Source organism: Paenibacillus sp. WC2504 (assembly GCF_052682475.1).
The window spans coordinates 174,731-191,914 of record NZ_JBQZFH010000001.1 but is presented as its reverse complement, the minus strand read 5'-3'; the positions used below and the strand labels follow the sequence as shown (position 1 = coordinate 191,914).

The 17,184-nt window shown below is 43.1% G+C and carries 15 protein-coding genes and 1 pseudogene; 1 reads left to right on the top strand and 15 read right to left on the bottom strand.

The window, feature by feature from the left end; all coding sequences use genetic code 11:
• Window positions 1-27: 27 nt before the first annotated feature.
• Window positions 28-873, top strand: coding sequence for an aldo/keto reductase (locus ACUN27_RS00910; RefSeq protein WP_445558250.1), 846 nt, complete (start codon window positions 28-30; stop codon window positions 871-873).
• 71 nt (window positions 874-944) lie between these two features.
• Here the strand turns inward: ACUN27_RS00910 and ACUN27_RS00905 are convergent, their stop codons facing one another.
• The 15 genes and pseudogenes from ACUN27_RS00905 to ACUN27_RS00835 form a co-directional block, all read right to left on the bottom strand.
• Complete coding sequence (locus tag ACUN27_RS00905; protein ID WP_315954380.1) at window positions 945-1,313, bottom strand: VOC family protein; 369 nt, start codon at window positions 1,311-1,313, stop codon at window positions 945-947.
• Window positions 1,314-1,361: 48 nt separating this feature from the next.
• Complete coding sequence (locus ACUN27_RS00900; protein WP_315954379.1) at window positions 1,362-1,730, bottom strand: DUF4180 domain-containing protein; 369 nt, start codon at window positions 1,728-1,730, stop codon at window positions 1,362-1,364.
• Between the two features lie 18 nt (window positions 1,731-1,748).
• Window positions 1,749-2,765 (bottom strand): SDR family oxidoreductase, encoded by a 1,017-nt coding sequence (locus ACUN27_RS00895; RefSeq protein WP_445558249.1) that lies wholly within the window; start codon window positions 2,763-2,765, stop codon window positions 1,749-1,751.
• Between the two features lie 320 nt (window positions 2,766-3,085).
• Window positions 3,086-4,255 carry a Ger(x)C family spore germination protein gene (locus ACUN27_RS00890; protein WP_315954377.1) on the bottom strand — a complete coding sequence of 390 codons (1,170 nt, stop codon included), beginning with the start codon at window positions 4,253-4,255 and terminating at the stop codon, window positions 3,086-3,088.
• Window positions 4,252-5,349 (bottom strand): GerAB/ArcD/ProY family transporter, encoded by a 1,098-nt coding sequence (locus ACUN27_RS00885; RefSeq protein WP_445558248.1) that lies wholly within the window; start codon window positions 5,347-5,349, stop codon window positions 4,252-4,254. The genes ACUN27_RS00890 and ACUN27_RS00885 overlap by 4 nt, the downstream gene beginning before the upstream one ends.
• Before the next feature lie 28 nt (window positions 5,350-5,377).
• Window positions 5,378-6,801 (bottom strand): annotated as a pseudogene (locus ACUN27_RS00880) (spore germination protein).
• A gap of 172 nt (window positions 6,802-6,973) precedes the next feature.
• Window positions 6,974-9,403 (bottom strand): EAL domain-containing protein, encoded by a 2,430-nt coding sequence (locus tag ACUN27_RS00875; RefSeq protein WP_445558247.1) that lies wholly within the window; start codon window positions 9,401-9,403, stop codon window positions 6,974-6,976.
• A gap of 226 nt (window positions 9,404-9,629) precedes the next feature.
• Window positions 9,630-10,031 carry an NINE protein gene (locus ACUN27_RS00870; RefSeq protein WP_315954373.1) on the bottom strand — a complete coding sequence of 134 codons (402 nt, stop codon included), beginning with the start codon at window positions 10,029-10,031 and terminating at the stop codon, window positions 9,630-9,632.
• 13 nt (window positions 10,032-10,044) lie between these two features.
• The gene (locus tag ACUN27_RS00865; protein ID WP_127454005.1) at window positions 10,045-10,383 is read right to left on the bottom strand and encodes a TM2 domain-containing protein; all 339 of its coding nucleotides are present in this window, start codon (window positions 10,381-10,383) and stop codon (window positions 10,045-10,047) included.
• Window positions 10,384-10,546: 163 nt separating this feature from the next.
• A complete protein-coding gene (locus tag ACUN27_RS00860) occupies window positions 10,547-12,022 on the bottom strand; it encodes a M56 family metallopeptidase (RefSeq protein WP_445558246.1) in 1,476 nt (491 codons plus the stop codon).
• Window positions 12,023-12,064: 42 nt separating this feature from the next.
• A complete protein-coding gene (gene blaI / locus ACUN27_RS00855; RefSeq protein ID WP_315954371.1) occupies window positions 12,065-12,439 on the bottom strand; it encodes a penicillinase repressor BlaI in 375 nt (124 codons plus the stop codon).
• A gap of 137 nt (window positions 12,440-12,576) precedes the next feature.
• Window positions 12,577-13,164 carry a YdeI/OmpD-associated family protein gene (locus tag ACUN27_RS00850; protein WP_445558245.1) on the bottom strand — a complete coding sequence of 196 codons (588 nt, stop codon included), beginning with the start codon at window positions 13,162-13,164 and terminating at the stop codon, window positions 12,577-12,579.
• 152 nt (window positions 13,165-13,316) lie between these two features.
• Window positions 13,317-13,787: a phage tail protein gene (locus tag ACUN27_RS00845; protein WP_315954369.1), complete on the bottom strand. Its 471-nt coding sequence runs from the start codon at window positions 13,785-13,787 to the stop codon at window positions 13,317-13,319.
• Window positions 13,788-13,924: 137 nt separating this feature from the next.
• On the bottom strand, window positions 13,925-15,121 hold the full coding sequence (locus tag ACUN27_RS00840; protein WP_315954368.1) for an MFS transporter: 1,197 nt from the start codon (window positions 15,119-15,121) through the stop codon (window positions 13,925-13,927).
• Between the two features lie 183 nt (window positions 15,122-15,304).
• Window positions 15,305-17,047, bottom strand: coding sequence for an ABC-F family ATP-binding cassette domain-containing protein (locus ACUN27_RS00835; protein ID WP_445558244.1), 1,743 nt, complete (start codon window positions 17,045-17,047; stop codon window positions 15,305-15,307).
• Window positions 17,048-17,184 lie beyond the last annotated feature (137 nt).

The following is a 17,184-nucleotide window of genomic DNA, read 5'->3' as shown; positions in this document are numbered from 1 at the left end:
ACACAGTTACATGAGGAGGAATTACGCATGACGATCAACCATTTACAATCCACAACTACCCTGCTGAACGGCGTTCAAATGCCATGGTTCGGGTTAGGTGTTTTCAAAGTAGAAGACGGTTCCGAGGTAGTAAGCTCTGTCAAAGCAGCCATTCGAAACGGCTACCGCAGTATTGATACGGCCGCTATTTACGGGAATGAGACAGGCGTCGGACAAGCCATTTCCGAGGCCCTTGCTGAAACAGGACTCGCTAGAGAGGATCTGTTCGTAACCTCCAAGGTGTGGAACGCAGATCTTGGCTATGAGTCGACAATTGCCGCCTATGAAGCCAGCTTATCCAAGTTGGGGCTGGAATATCTTGACCTGTACCTCATTCACTGGCCGGTCAAAGGGAAATATAAAGAAGCTTGGCGTGCTCTGGAAACCCTGTACAAAGAGGGCCGCGTGAAAGCGATCGGCGTCAGCAACTTCCAAATTCATCATCTCGAAGATGTGATGAAAGACGCGGAAATCGTGCCAATGGTGAACCAGGTTGAACTTCACCCGCTTCTGTCACAGCAAGAGCTGCTCAGCTTCTCCAAAGCGCATAACATTCAGTTAGAAGCTTGGTCTCCGCTCATGCAGGGCCAGCTATTCGATCACCCGGTTCTTAATGACATCGCCGCTAGCCACAGCAAGTCGGTTGCTCAAGTCATTCTCCGTTGGGATCTGCAGCGCGGCATTGTGACGATTCCGAAGTCAATCAAAGAGCAGCGCATCATCGATAATGCCAACGTCTTTGACTTCGCGTTAACGGATGCAGAGATGGCTCGTATTGATGCCTTGAACGAGAATCGACGTGTCGGACCGGATCCGGACAACTTTGATTTTTAAGCAGCTTTTAAGCAACCAATTAAAAAAGCACCGTTCCTTCCAACGTGGAGGTACAGTGCTTTTTTTTTCGTTTAACGTGCGTTTGGATCTGCCTGCGAAACCCCAAGGAGCATGCCGCTAGGATCCGTAAAATAGGCAAGATACCCCATTCCTGGCATCGTTATTTTGGGAACAACAATGGCTCCGCCATTGGCAGGAATGGAGGCTAAAAAATCATCGATGGAGGATACATGAATCGAATTAACCGTTCTAGCCACACCATCTGGCGATTTCATTAACCCTCCGTCAATGCCTTTTTCATCCGCCTCCCCAGTTTCAATAAACCAGTAATCTCGCGACCCAGGGAACTTTGTAAACTTCCATCCGAAGGTATTCGAATAAAACGCGATCGTACTTTCTGGATCCGGTACTTGCATTTCAAAACGTAAAACCTTGCTCATTACGGTTCCCTCCGAGTTTCCATTTCTAAAAGATGTGACGAAATAACCTTAATTAGCATTGTGCAGAGCGTCCAGCGCTGCCCCTCTGTCTTTGAGGAAGAAAACTGCGTTTCCTTGATTGCACTCATAGATAAAATCCCTCAGGCTTTTACTGTTATACACGTCAAAATCGCCAACAATCGCAAATTTAACCTTGTAGTTCGTAAATTTCTGCAAAATCTCACCTGCAAGGCGGGTTTTAAGCTCAAAAAAGTCTTCTGAAATGTTAGATTTGTCCATCAAAATTTTGTGGCACTCTTCCAGATATTGAACAGACGCCATTAAATCCAAAGCCTCCTGCACATTACTTATGAGGATGTCTTCACTTTGCACAATAGCGACTCTGGAGTTATTTCTGGTATCAACCGTTATATTCATTAGCCATCCCCTTCGAATCTATTCCCGAATTGCCTGTACAGCCGCTTCTAGGGCCCGAATCACCTTATCGCACCATTGATCGAATTCCTGATCTTCTCTTTGTAACTCGGGTTTAGCTAAAATATGCGCGACAGTCACTTTAATCCCTTGATCAAAACGAGTCGTCGCAACGAAATCCGGAACAAGCCGCTTCAGCTTCGCATTGTCGAAAACAACGGAATTCGCCTTATCTCCGAGCAATCCGCCTCTGTAATTCTCCGTGCTGCACGCATCCAGAAATTCAGACGAAACATGAACCGCCTGCAGTTTGACCCCTAGTGCATCAGCAATAGCTTCATAAATTTGATTCCAAGTCAGCGTCTCATCGGAAGTGATATGTACGGACTCCCCAATAGCATGAATATTGCCCATAAGTGCAATAAAACCTTTAGCAAAGTCGCTATTATGCGTCATTGTCCACAGCGAAGTGCCGTCTCCATGAATGATGACGGGCTTGTTCTCCAGCATACGTTTGGCAACCTGCCAGCTGCCTTTACTGCCGTGCACACCAAGCGGTATGGAGCGTTCATCATAGGTGTGGCTCGGTCTTACGATCGTAATGGGAAAACCATGGTCGCGGTACATCTTGAGTAAGTAATCCTCACAAGCAATCTTGTTCCTCGAGTACTCCCAATACGGGTTCGATAAAGGCGTCCCTTCCGTAATTCTATAATCAGACAGCGGTGTTTGGTACGCAGACGCTGAACTTATGAATATAAATTGTTTGGTTTTACCTTGAAATAAGCGATAATCTCTTTCGAGCTGAGTTGGTTCGAACGCGATGAAATCCGCAACGACATCGAACTCCAAGTGTTCAATTAGACTAGCGACATGCTCTTCATCCCGAATGTCTGCAGTGAGCAAGTTAGCCCCCGCTGGCAACGATTCATTTCTTGTGCCTCTATTCAACAGATAAAGCTCGCATCCACTGTCCAGCAGCTGCTTCGTAATTGCTGAACTAATTGTTCCTGTTCCTCCAATAAATAGCGCTTTCATGTTCCACCTCCGGCGTTCTTAGACAATCACCTATTTATTCGCCATAAGGACTCTGAAACCTCCTATGCTGATCTATGTCAAAAGAAACCTAGTACTAAGGGCACCCCCTAGGTGTCTTTTGTAGCCTGGAACTTCGAATCTGCCAGCAATCAAAATGTGTATGGCGCATATCAGAATTACGGCAAACGACTGTAGAGTTCGATGCAGTAAATGGGAAATCAATAGATATCGAATTGATTAAATACACGACAATAATCTACGCAAAGCCACTAATGATTGGCTTTGCGTAGGCTTTTCAGATTCCTCCCCTATTGTTGGTCTTAGGTTTTGGGAATCTTGGGAACCTTCCTTCCTTTCGATCCGAACTCTCGAATGTGCACTTTTGCCTCTACCTCTACGTTTGAACGGCTGAACGCATCATCCCAGTCATCCTTTACTTTCTTCCATTCCTTGTAGTTCTTGATTCTAAATTGTTCCCCAAAGCCAGCAACATCCGCTTTATAGGTGTCCTTTATTTTGGCAATGCTTTGTTCCACAATACGCTTTACCTCTTCCGCTATCTGTTCATCCGTCTTTTTAATAAAATCCTCATCAAAAGCATCATTCACGGTCCAATCTTCCCCAAGACGACCTTCAGAATCAATGGAAACGTGAAATGTGATCTGCTCACCCTCCACCTTGGGTTTTATTTTTGTAGCGATATGATCAACTTCATAGATAATGTCCTTCTTCGTTTTCTTATCTATGATTGTGATGATTCCTCCTTTACTTCCACTCTTAGTTCCCAAAATCCAATTGATTCCCGAAACCTCCTCTCTGTTCAACCAACCGATTAAACGCTTCTTTTTTCCTGAAACGATAGCAGCTCCTTGCATCTCGGACCCATTTATAAGACCAATTACTTGAACAAGGAAGCTTTGTTGACTAGAGAGATAGACAGACATCTCTCCTAAGGTTAATTGACGAGGCATCTCTAGCGTTTTATAATGATTTCGGGATTTATAAAAAATATTAAAGGCCGGAATCTCTTTATTTTCCGTCGTTTTTTCAAGAATCGTGCTCGCAGGCCCTTTGGAAAAGTACACACGCACGGTACGTCTCATCTCATGGTCCCGCTGAAAAAAGTTTATTAAGTCCATCAACTGGGAGGTTGATGTGATCTTATCACTTAAAATAATGACCTTCAAATGCGTATAATAGGGAGAACGATCCGTCCGGGTTGACGTTCTTCTAACGATTTCAAATATATTGGAGCCTTCATCCGTAAGGTTATAATATCCTTTTACTACGCCTTCTTTCGATCCGATAGTCGTGTTGACGAATTGTTGCGTCATTTTTATCCGGTGGTCGGTTGAGTCTTCCCCTTGATCCAGCCCGATTCCGGTAATCATGCCAATCTGTTCAATTTCCCGTTTATCCCAGCACCCAGGCAGTACAATGAATGACAGCAAGGATAGGAATAAGACAGTCCGTTTTGCAGGTTGTTTCACGGTGTATGTCCCCTTTTTCTAAGTGCTGCAAGGAATAATAATAAGATTGGCATGACTCCAGCAGTGAATAAGGACAAGTTGCCAATGATTTCTCCTAGCTTGATACTGCCGTTCAAATCGCTTGGATAAATGCCAATGATATAAATAACAATCAACAAACCGATATGCACATAATTGATATTGACGCCAAACAACTGGCTGATACCAAGACTTGCGATGTAATGAGAGATAATATAGGTAGTAAAAATCTCAACAAGCCAAACAGCAATAAAGATGACTTCAAAATTCTCTAAAAAAAAGCCAGCCATCTCCACGTTTTTGATTAATTCCAAGGTCGGCCAGGTTAACGTACTGGATTCTGAGACACCTAGTACATCAATAACAATTACCGCATTGATCGTGTATAAGACGATGATCAAGGCAACACCGATGATAGCTGAACGCACCATTTTTTGGGGCTTATCCACAAAAGCGGAGAACACCATAATACACTCAAAACCTGAATAAGAAAGTGCCGTTGAGAGAAGGCCATTTAAAACAGGACGCATCCCTTCGCTTAGAACCGGACGCAACTTATCGACATCAAAGTCTTGGACGCTGAGCAGCATAACAAACAGAATGCTTATATAGGTAATCGGCAATAAAAATTCCATGAGTCGGGCAATGGGATTTATTTGTCCCAGGAGCAAGTAACCGGCAACAAACAGAAACGTGATCATGGTCATTTCAATCGGTGTCTGATCTAATAGAAATTGCCTGATCACCTCGGCTTGCATACGCACCTCGAATGCAGCCATCAAAATATAATAAACGCAAAATATGACACTAAAAGCTATTCCGATCGCTTTACCGACAATCTGCTTATTGTATTCAAAAAAAGTTTTTCCGGGAAACCGCTGACTTACCTTCGTACAAATGACAGCTAACAGTATAGAGATTAACCCCGCTATGATGATGCTGATCCATATGTCTGGGGTACCGATCTTCTCAGAAGTGGCCCTTGGCAGCGTGAGAACGGACAGTCCGAGAATCATGGACGTGTTTAAGACAGTTAATTGCGATAACGAAATCTGATCACTTCGCACGATCTTCATGTGTCCATTTCCCCTTTAAATATTTGCTTTAATTTGCTCGTTTCTTATCTTTAGGATCTAACAATTTTGGACGGTCTTTTATCCATTTCAAGGGATATTTAATGATTGAATCTTTCCAGTCTGAAGGGTGATAATGCACGTACACGCCTGCATAATTAGTCCCAAAGCTTTTTAGCTTCATCATGTGGGAGAGGAGCAGCAGCGTAACCATAATAATCCCGTACAAGCCTAACACTGCGGCTGCCAGCATCATGAAGAACCTTAGCAAACGCATGGCAATTCCCGCCGAATATATAGGTATCGTATACGATGCGATTGCCGTCACAGCCACGACAATAACCATGATCGGGCTCACAATACCCGCCTGTACCGCCGATTGCCCGATGACTAAGCCGCCGACCATGCCAATCGCTTGCCCGATTGGTTTGGGCAGCCGAATTGCGGCTTCACGCAGTATTTCAATCGTTATTTCCATCATCATGGCTTCCACGAAGGTAGGAAAGGGAACACCTTCCCTGCTGGAAGTGATGGATATGGCCAGCTTGGTGGGGATTAGCCCTTGATGAAAGGAAATAAAGGCAATATACAGAGATGGCAATAAAGAGAAACGACGACGAGGATATACCTCATCATGCGGATTAAACTTGAATAGATCCAGCGTTCGTTATTGTCTTCCGGAGAGTAAAACATCATCGGTAATGTCACCGGCACGATAAGCACAAAAGGCGTGCCATCCAAAAGGATAGCCACTTTGCCCTCCATCAAGGCATTGACCACTCGATCCGGTCGTTCTGTGTTCATAACTTGCGGGAACGGAGAAAAGGTATTATCTTCAATAAACTGTTCAATAGACCCGGACTCAGCTGCATCGTCAATATCGATCGTTTCAATCCTGCGACAGACTTCTTCCACAATCTGATCATTGGCAATATCCTTAATGAAAGCAATAATGAGCTCTCTTTCGGTACGCTTGCCAACGTGATATTGGAGCATCGTGAACGTGGGATCTTTGATCCGCTGCCGCAGTAGCGTAATATTCTTAGAGATGTTCTCAACAAAACCTTCACGCGAGCCCCGCACCACGGATTCCGACTTCGGTTCTTGAATACTTCTTCCTTCCAAATGTGCCGTGCTAAGAATGATATAGCTGTTAATTTGGTCAATGATGAGTACGGTATTCCCTGATAAAATATTGCGAATACACGCCGTCACGGAGTCAATTTCCACGATTTCGGAGAGTAAAATCGTGGTGCCCAGCACTCTCTCTTTGAACCGTTCTGAGAGTGAATCGCCGTCAGCCGCTTCCATCTGCATCAGTGGTTGCATCACGTTTTTGTTAATAACATCCGAACTCCCGATGGTAGTAATATAGATAATTGCAGCTTTTCGCCCTGTACTTCCTAATATAATTTCTCGCAAAACGACATCATGATTGTGCCCGATGACGTCCATAATCAAATTAACACTGTCAGAGAGGGTTCCACTTACCGTCAATGCCACTCCCCACCTTCCAACGTCGTTTGTCAGATCTCATGGTATTATTTGTTTGGTAAACATTACTTATACTAGTAAACAAAAACCCGACAAGCTCTACTGAGCTAATCGGGTTTCTAACTTGTCGTTTTTATGATCCACTTGCTCGCATTGGCGCGAAAAAAGCTTCCTCTACATCTTGAGCAGGCAACGGCTTGCTGTAATAATAACCTTGAATCTTTTTGCAATCATTATCCATGAGAATATCCAGCTGTTCCTTCGTTTCAATACCTTCCGCAATAACGTCCATATTCAAATGCTGCGCCATCGAGATAATCGTGGCCACTATCGCTTTATCATTATTGTTCTCCGTAATATCACGGATAAACGAACGGTCAATTTTGAGCTTGTGGATCGGCAAAAGCTTCAGATAACTTAAGGAACTGTATCCCGTTCCGAAGTCGTCCAGACTGATCCGAATGCCCGATTCCGTCAATTCATTTAGAATACTTCTGGAAACCGTCGCATCCATCATCATACTTTCTGTAATTTCCAGCTCCAAATATTGCGGCTCAAGCCCCGTCTCCTCAAGGATTTCCTTAATGTACATCGCCAAATTGGTCTGGTGGAACTGCTGGGAGGATAAATTGACGGAAACAGGGATCAACGGCCCGCCGCCGCGATGCCATTCTTTCATTTGCCGGCAGGCTTCTCTCAGCACCCATGTGCCCATTTCATAAATAATGCCTGTTTCTTCGGCTATGGGAATGAATACGCCTGGAGAAATCGTGCCTTTCGTCGGATGATTCCAACGAACGAGCGCTTCGACGCCAATCATCTGGCCGTCCCCGGCTCGAATTTGCGGCTGATAATTCAAGAACAGCTGTTTGCGCGCGATCGCCTGACGCAATTCAACTTCCAGCTCAATTTTCTCCTGCAGCTGCTCGTTTAATTCGCCCGTATAGAACTGGTACCCGTTCTTGCCGTTTTTCTTCACTTCGTACATCGCAGTGTCCGCATTTTTGAGCAGCTGCACCGCATCCGCGCCGTCGTTCGGATAGAGGGCAATACCAATGCTCGCTGTAACGTAGAAGTCATTCTCTTTAAGACGATACGGTACGCCAATCGCTCTGATGATTTGTTCAGCCAAATCGGCAACTTCTTCTCTATTGTAACGGCTGTCACAGAGCAGTGTGAACTCGTCACCGCCCATACGCGCCAAGGTCACATTCATGCCCTCCATGCACCGACGGATACGCTCACACATCTCCTGCAAAAATTGGTCTCCATACGTATGCCCAAGCGAATCATTAATTAATTTAAACCGATCCAGATCCATTACCATAACAGCGAACTGCTCAGCTTCACTATCGATCATTTGGCCCAGCACTTCATTGAACATTCGTCTGTTCGGCATTCCCGTCAACTCATCATGAAAGGCGAGATGTTGAATTTTCTCTTTGGACTGCTTTTCTTCTGTAATGTCTTTGGCAATGATGTAGCTGCCGACAACTTGTCCATCGAGGATGACCGGAGCGTTAATCACACTGAGTTCGACTCGGTGCCCTTGCTCGTGGATAATCGCAGTCTGATAAGTTTGCATCTCGCCGCTGCGCGACTTTACAAACATCTCCCTCGTGCGCTCCTGATCTTCCGGTACAATGAAAGGTAGAATATTGTCGATCGTCTGATTGCGAAACCATTCACCGGTTAGCCCTGTGAGCTGCGTAATAGCGGAATTGAACCCAATAATGCGATACTGCATATTAATTGAAATGATGCCATCCTGATTATTTTCAAATAATGATCTATACCATTTCTCATGTTCCTGAATTTCGGTATCTTTGCGTGACAATCGATTGGAAATAAATATGCCAAAAAGCGACAAACCTAACGTGAACAATGTACCCCCTGCAATCGTATAAGCGAGAAGCTTCTGATCCAGAAACATACCCTTCGTTTCGTCTAGTGCATCGAGCATTTGAAATTGCGCTGCATACATGCCCGTATAGTGCATGCCTACCACGGCAGCTCCCATGATTAAGCCGCTGCCTAGCTTTTTCCACATTCTACTTGGCTCTGTGCCCTTACGGAAATAGAATGCTAACCATAACGCCGCGATGGACGCCACAATAGCAATGAGAATCGATAGTGCGAAATATACAGGCTTATAGGAAATATGAATCTCCATTGCCGCCATCCCGATGTAATGCATAGCCGAGATGCCCGTTGCGAGCAGCAGCCCTCCTACAAGTAATAATCGCCAAGATAATTGACTGCGGCCAACTACATACAAGGCAAGGAAGGAAGCCGCGATAACGACCACGACGGAAAGTATGACTTTGACTAAGTTATAGGCAACTGAAATGTTCAGCGAAAATGCAAGCATCCCGACAAAATGCATGGACCATACGCCAAGCCCCATTGCGATCGCTCCGAAAAGGAGCCATAACCAGCGAAACAGCCCTTTGGACGTGCTGATTCTTCCTACTAAATCGAGGACAGTATAGGATGCCACGACAGCAACCACATAGGAAAATGCAACTAAAACCATATCGTATGTACCATGCAAATGATGCACTTCTAGACCTCATTTCAACTATAAAATATTGGCAATCATTTATAATATATATATTACCTGATTTGTCGAAAGATAAATAGCTTCCTAACCTGTAAAAGAGGGCTAACTGATTAACAGTTAACCCTTTCGACACAGATGATTGTTCTCACTGCGCCACCTTCAGCTTTCATATGCGCATGAAAAAGAGAGGCCGTTTGAAACCTTGTGGTTTCTGACGGCCTCATTCTTATTGGTTCATACTTGTTGCTTTGATACGACGAATCACTACACGTTCCTGCTCCTGATTCATCTCTTCTATTCTTCTGTTTAGAAAAAAAGCATCGATCCAGCTCCAAAGCAAAGATCCAGCTAATATGGCTATGCTAAACCATAAAAGAAAGTAACTAAATGCTTCTAACTCTGTGTAGACCACCAGTAGAATGATCGCAAGACCCGGAACGACCGTAGCAGCAAACATCATGCTGGCATACAGATAATTCTCTGTATAATAACGGTGAGCTCCAAAATAATGCAGCACAGACCATAACGCCCATACAACTTCCTTAGATTTGCGCTTCTTCAGCAGTTCTGCTTCTAAAATAGCTAGTTCTTCCAGTGTTAGCGTACGCAATAAATTTAAATTATCCATAATATGATGTTCGTTATGCCTGCGCTACAGCAGCTTCTGAGTTGGCTCGCGCTTGGTGGATCAGACGGATTTCGGAAATAATCTCATTCTCAACTTTTTCATTCGTATCTCTAATCATCCCTGATAACAGGAACAAATCAACGAGTGACCAAATACCCAAACCGCCAAGTGTGAGTAACATAGCTACTCCTGTTCCAATTCGACCTAAATAGAAACGGTGACCTCCAAATGAGCAAGTGAAAAACCAGAGTAGCCATGCAATACCACCTGATTTCTGTTTCTTACTCATCTCGGAAGCAAGCAATTGAAGCTGTTCCGATGTTAAACTCTGTTTTTGCAATAGTGACGACATAGTTCGACCCCTTCTCGTATAATGTTTAAATTATACCGTGAGGAAGTATCATTTTATATCAATTTTCCCTAAATTTTGGTCAAGTTTTCACAAAGATTCGTATAGAAAAAGAAGAAAACACCCTCAAAGGTATCTTCTTCTTGGTTAACTTTGCCCTGAAAGTTTACTGAGCCGCTTGCTCCTTAGTTAGCACTCTGGCGGTTGGCTCAGCCTGTGCCGGCCGAGTATCCGGTACCGGTGCTGGCACTGCCGTCGGCCTTTTGACATCTCGGGATGAAGGCACTGCCGTTACCTCACTCGCTTGTCGTGATGCAGCAGGTGCTTGTCTTGGACTCTCCGCTGCCTGAGCCGCAGCACGTCTTGCCTCTGTGACGGAGGCTACCGGTGAAGGCTTCGACTCGTTCGTTCTTGATACTACTGCTGTTGGCCTAGCTTCTTCCGCGGTAACTTTTGGTGGTGCAGTCGGTGTCACGGAGTTAATAGTTTGTGTATCACCTGTTGTTTCCGGCTTTTTATCCGTATCAGTTGTCTGCGTACTTGTATTTGTTGTATCTGTTGAGTTTGCAGTATTTGTTGTTTCCGTCGTCTTTTGATCAATAGCCGGAGAGCTCGGTGGAGCCGAAGCTTGCTTATCCGTATTCGTCGCATTCGTCAATGAACATCCGCTAATTATCAAAACAGCAGCTAAGCCAACGAACGACCAACGGTACGAATTAAATTGAAACTGTTTAATCATGATAATTCTCCTTTTTAACTGTGACTTACTGCCCGATAAATTAACATTGCCAGGTACACTTACAGGACGTACATAGCTTTCCAATAACTGAATGAGCGTATATCCATAACTGTCTCTTCCCGCTGGCTCAAGATAAGAAAGTGCTAACGCGTCGCTTGCAATCTCCTGATCTTCACGCATACGTTGATTCGCGTACCAAAGCACAGGATTGAACCAATGAATAATCAATAAAAATTGCATGATCCAATTGATGCCAATATCATTCCGTTTGCAGTGGGCCAGCTCATGCAGAAAGATATGCCGCAATTGTTCCTGGCTTAAGCTATTAATCACCCTCTGAGGTATAACTAACCGTGGTTTCCAGAATCCAAAAAGCGTGGGCATCGTCAATTGGTCCGATACGACTAGTGTGACGTGTTTATGTACCGACATTAGCTTTTGGCATTGGGAAAACAATTGCAGGATGCCGGCGTCTGTAATCGGACTCGTTTCTTTTGTTATTTTCCGCGCAAATTTACGGTTAATCACCACCGTGTATATGCCAAATACGACAATACCAAGCAACCATACATACATGGAGTACCTGTACAAAATAGTACCTACTGAGTCCACAGCAGCCAATCTCTCTTGTGTTCCTATCTGAACCACGGAGTCGATTTCGTGAATGCCGCCAGAGTAAGCTATCCAATTGTAGATGCTTAAATCGCTTTCCAGGTCCCAGGGTAGGAGCAGTCGCACCATGACCAATAACCACAGGAGATAGTGCCATCTTGGTTTTATCCGTTTATGCAGGACACGTTGGGTTAGCATGATCAACACTACCGTAATGGCGGCCATTACCGATACCGACAAAATCCACTCAAAAACACCCTTGAGAAGTTCATTGGTTTGGTTCACTTTCACCCTTTCCTTCCTGAAGCAGCGCCGCCTGTTCGGGCATCGCTGTTAGTTGGATTTATTTTCCAGAAGTTGTTTTAACTCTTTAATATCTTCCTCCGACAGCTGCTCCTCCTTCAAAAAGTTAACCAGCATCGGCTTAAAGGCACCGCCATACATTCTTTTCAGAAAAGATTGCGTCTCTGACTTCACACATTCCCCCTCAGAAACTAAAGGGAAATAGGCATACACTCTGTTTTCTTGCGTAAAAGACAGCGCCTGCTTCTGCGTTAATCGGTTTAACAGCGTTCGAATCGTTTTCGGCTTCCACTCCGTCTGATCCTGCATTGCTTCAATCACTTCATTCGCCGTGCGTGGCGACTGATTCCAGAGCACCTTCATAACTTCCCATTCGGCATCCGTAATATGTGGGACAGTTTTCACATTAGCTACCTCCTTTCTACTTGGATTACAAATGTAATACAAACTCAGTATTACATTTGTAATCCATACTTGTCAAGTTCAACGGCTAGGTCATGAAATAACAAAAAAACCACCCTGCAGACGGATGGTTTTCCTCTTTAATCGTTTAATCCCTTTCCATCGAGAATTTTCTGCACATTTTTCTCCACCCGTGACTTTCGCGTTTTCGATTGTTTGGGCTCAGAGAAATGAAGAAGATAATTTCTTTGCCGTCCGGGTGTTAAGGCTCCAAAGGCCGTTTTCAAAGCAGGGTTCTCATCGAGCTTCATTTGAAACTCTTCTGCAACTGTGAATTCTGTCTGCTTTTTAAAACTTACTTCCAAACCGGCTTTTTCAACTTCAATCGCTTCGTTAATGTAGTCTTTCAAGATCGACTCCATTGCAAGGATTTCCCGAACATGGGTGAACCGAATCTGGCGCCCCGCCTGGACATTCTCGGTTTGTTGAATAAGGATACCATGAGCATCTTTTAGCAGAACTCCCTTGTGAAACAAAAGCGCGCAGTAGTCTTTAAACCCGTGTATGAGAACAACATTTTTATCCTGAATCGTGTAGCAAGGATGCATCCACTTATATTCCTCGGTTAACTGGCAGCCAAGAACGATTCTTCTCAACTCTGCGTATTCTTCCTTCCAGGTTTTAGCCTTACTAATAAATTCGTCAACCTTAGGATTCGTTTTTGTCATGAAAGATCACCTCCGTACAACTTATTCGTCTTCATCGCGTTAGCTGTCATTGTTGCGGTCAGTCGCTTTTAACATCACACAACCATATGTAGCGTAAATAAGGGTGTCCCAAAAGCCATGGAAATGGCAGGGGCACCCTCTTATTTTAAGCTTCAGTTATACGTATATTCTCCTTTGATTACGAAAAACGAACCCCGAATCGTTCCAGCCAATTTAGACTTCTGCCTAGCGAACTTGAACTTCGATTCTAACTCCTTAGGTATCTCCATACCCTCAGAAAGCTTAAAACCAACCGCCCGCTTCTTAGGATCATCCACCGTATACATGACATTGATCGACAGGCCATCCTCGTAAAAAACATAGGTAAACTGAATATTTTCCACTTGAAAATGCGACGTTTCTAGAGGCTTGGCAGCAAACTCAATGTCACGTTCTTTTAAAATTTTGTTCGCATAATCAAGATTTTCCTGACTTTCGCTAGCGGGTACAACCTCGAATTCATGCTTGTATTTGTTCATGAAATAACGGGCTTCATTCGCACGTAAACCGGCAAGCGCTTCTGCTACAGGCGAAGATTCTAAACCTACTGTAGACACATTTTTAAAATCAACGATGTACGACATTTTCATCCCTCATATTCTCTCATTATTTGATAGTACTAGGATTCCATATTTGCCCAATTGTTAAACAGTCCTACTATACATATTATAGCAAAAAGTAGACCACCCTGAGGAAGGATAGTCTACTTTCGTGTTTTTATTTACTTGGCATAGACCATTTTCTTATTGAACATCATCGTAGACAGTAGCGTAATAAGCGCAATTGATCCGACTATAAGAGAAAGCATCCATATTGCGTAGCTAAAGCCATAAATAGTGGAAGCCAAACCACCGCCAAATGCGCTGGCTCCTTGGAACAGATAAGAGACGACAAAAACAGAAGATAAAAACTGCGCTTTGTTTTCAGGTGACGCGTACATGTTCGCAAGGCCAATCCCTCCGGTTACAGAGAATCCATAACCAAGTCCTCCGGTAATCGACGACGTTACGAATAGGATGAAAGAATGCATTTCTGACGCCATGACAAGAAGAACCAATGTCGAGCTTATCAGAACCGTTCCGATACGAATTGAAGGCAGCGGACTCATTCGCCCTGCAATTGTAGCACCCACCGCAATTAGCAAACTCAAAATCGATAACACCATACCGATCACAAGAATATCTTTCGTCCCAACGACATCGCGCGCAATTTGAGCCCCAAGAGATAAAAATATTCCTCCATAGGCAAAGCCGATTCCTACGGCTAATGCTGCCAGGAGATAAATGCCCCATAATCCTTTCGGTACCTTAATCCCCGCTGGTTTCCAGTTCGATTTATCGCCAGATCGAGATGTTTGATTTTTCGGAAGGAAGAAACACAGGATCATGCTGACAAATATGAGTAAGGATAAAACCCAATAACTTAAATGTAGCGGGAATGGCTCATACTTAATTAGAATTGCCCCAAGAATTAATGCAATGAACACACCAACTGCCTGAGTAATCGTGTTTATCGATCCGGGAAATTTCGTGTTCGATGTCGGATTAAACTCTACAAGCGCTGCGGCCCCCGCCCCCGATGTCAATCCAACTCCAAAGCCCTGCAGTGCTCGGGCGACAAACAGCCAGTGCAAGTTCGGAGCTAAGGCAAAAACGAATGCGCCAAAGAGGAGGAAAGTAAGTCCGATCATTAACGTCATTCGGCGTCCGATGTAATCTGAAATATTACCTACGATTACAAGCACGAAGATGATTGCAATAGGATACATAGCAAAGATACCTGTCGTTGTTGATTTCGAGAGATGCCAATCCGTTGCATATAATGGAAACACAATGGAAGGTGCTGCACTAGACCATAAACAGAGCACGAGCACCCAGGCGACTATCCAAAATGCTGCTTTGGTTGAATTGCCTTTCATTTGTCATCCTCCAAGAAATAATAAGTTTTGGCGAAAAAGCGATATCGTGTAGTCTTCCCTTTTTCCAATTACTTATTATTAAGAAGGCGACATATAGAAGCTCAGGGTTTGCGAAAAAACAGATGCCGCACCAAAAGGGCTTTTCCTGTATTCGGAAGAGCCCTTTTTCAGGATTATTGTCTTCTAAAGCAACTTAATCAGCTCTTCTAGCTCATCAACCAAAACTTTTGCAAGTTCAAAATTCGTATCTTTTAAAGCCAATTCTATTTTCATTTCAAGTGATTTTTTATTTTGCTCATGTTCTAGATAGTCTCTATCAAAATGACTAGCATAAATCATCTGTCTAAATTTTCGCATACTCATTTTTCTAATCGTCTTATCGTCAATGATTAAAACATAATCCATACCATTTACAACCGAATAGAAATCATGAGAAATCATGAGAATCGCACCTTTATAGTCTTCAATGGCTTTCTCTAGCGCTATTTGTGTATACGTGTCCAAATGGCTTGTCGGTTCATCAAGAAGCAAAACGTTTGCTTTACTGGCAGAAACCTTAGCCAATTGAAGCATATTTTTTTCTCCACCAGATAAAGAAGCTATCCTTTGATTAACGATTTCCCCTTCAAAGCCATAGTTTGCAATAAATGTTCTAATCTCATCATAAGTTTTAAACCCAGCATCGATGAATTCTTCTAGTATTGTATTAGAATCTTTTAGCATTTCGCCTTGAAACTGAGATAAATATGCCACTTTAACATCAGGATTAACTTCAATTGCAGCATGCTTATTTTTAAAGATATCTCGGAGTAAGGTCGTTTTTCCGGTACCGTTTGGACCAATAATGGCTACTTTATCCGTAGATTTTATCTCGAAGTTAACATTATCTAAAAGCAACTCATCAAAAGTAACACTATAATTATTGACTTTTACAACAACGCTGTCTTCAATTTCATTATCCATACCAAAACGAATATTCGGTTGCTTAATATCAACGAATGGCGCTTTAATTCTACGCGCTTCCAATCTCTCTTGAAACCTAACTCTAGCTTTTAATGCTCTGCCTCTAGATGCTTCTGAATTAATAGTTGCGATAACTCTAAGATTATCAATAATGTTATCGTATCTCTCAATTTCTTCTTGCTCAGCGACTGCGATCTCTTGCAACTCAATTTTTGTCTGAAGTAATGAGAAAGTATACTCCATATATCGCCCATCAAACTCTTGGATCTCCATGTTTTCAAGGTGTATGATTTTATTGAAACAATGGTTCAATAGATATCGGTTGTGCGTAACAACAAGCAGTATTCCTTTGTGAGAATTAATCAGATTTTTAAGTGCATTTAGGTTTTCGAAGTCTAAAAATACATCTGGTTCATCCATAATCATTAAGTCTGGACTACTAAGCATTTCCTTCATCACTTGAATAAGTTTGAATTCCCCGCCACTTAGATCGGATACCCTAAGATCCTTTAGCTTCATGAGGTTTGCTAGATTTAGTTTCTTATTGATATTACTTTCAAAATCAGCCCCACCGATTGAATCAAATGCGTCTAAAGCTAATTGATACTTGTCTAATAACGATTCAATATCATCCGGTGATGTTTCCATTTCCGTACAAATCGATGTTATTTCATCTTGTATCTTAATAAATTCTTCCCCTATATATTCAAAAACCGTTGTTTCTTTCGTTTTGTCGAATTGTGGGAATTGACTTACATGCCTAATTTTGCAAGTCGGATCTATTTCTAACTTGCCCTCGAACAAATATCTTTCTGGATCCATAAGTATATCTATCAATGTACTTTTTCCACTGCCACTTGTTCCTATAAAAGCGCAATGTTGTGCCTCTTCAAGCGTAAATGAAACGTTTGTATATAGTTCTTTTTGCGGAAATGAGAAGGATAGGTTTTCAACTTTTATCATAGTGTTACCTTTCTTTGCAAAACGTAGAGTATGTGTTTACCGTTGTAAGAGTAACACTGTTTACTATCAACTACAATCCTATTCGAGTAATAGCAGCATTTACCTGTCCATCGTCTACAGAGCCAAATCAAAAGGGC

Excerpts from the sequence above, each read along its gene's own strand:
- ACUN27_RS00910 (WP_445558250.1), top strand. The coding sequence starts at position 28 with ATGACGATCAACCATTTACAATCCACAACTACCCTGCTGAACGGCGTT.
- ACUN27_RS00905 (WP_315954380.1), bottom strand. The coding sequence starts at position 1,313 with ATGAGCAAGGTTTTACGTTTTGAAATGCAAGTACCGGATCCAGAAAGT.
- ACUN27_RS00900 (WP_315954379.1), bottom strand. The coding sequence starts at position 1,730 with ATGAATATAACGGTTGATACCAGAAATAACTCCAGAGTCGCTATTGTG.
- ACUN27_RS00895 (WP_445558249.1), bottom strand. The coding sequence starts at position 2,765 with ATGAAAGCGCTATTTATTGGAGGAACAGGAACAATTAGTTCAGCAATT.
- ACUN27_RS00885 (WP_445558248.1), bottom strand. The coding sequence starts at position 5,349 with ATGAAGATCGTGCGAAGTGATCAGATTTCGTTATCGCAATTAACTGTC.
- ACUN27_RS00870 (WP_315954373.1), bottom strand. The coding sequence starts at position 10,031 with ATGGATAATTTAAATTTATTGCGTACGCTAACACTGGAAGAACTAGCT.
- ACUN27_RS00865 (WP_127454005.1), bottom strand. The coding sequence starts at position 10,383 with ATGTCGTCACTATTGCAAAAACAGAGTTTAACATCGGAACAGCTTCAA.
- ACUN27_RS00850 (WP_445558245.1), bottom strand. The coding sequence starts at position 13,164 with ATGACAAAAACGAATCCTAAGGTTGACGAATTTATTAGTAAGGCTAAA.
- ACUN27_RS00845 (WP_315954369.1), bottom strand. The coding sequence starts at position 13,787 with ATGTCGTACATCGTTGATTTTAAAAATGTGTCTACAGTAGGTTTAGAA.
- ACUN27_RS00840 (WP_315954368.1), bottom strand. The coding sequence starts at position 15,121 with ATGAAAGGCAATTCAACCAAAGCAGCATTTTGGATAGTCGCCTGGGTG.
- ACUN27_RS00835 (WP_445558244.1), bottom strand. The coding sequence starts at position 17,047 with ATGATAAAAGTTGAAAACCTATCCTTCTCATTTCCGCAAAAAGAACTA.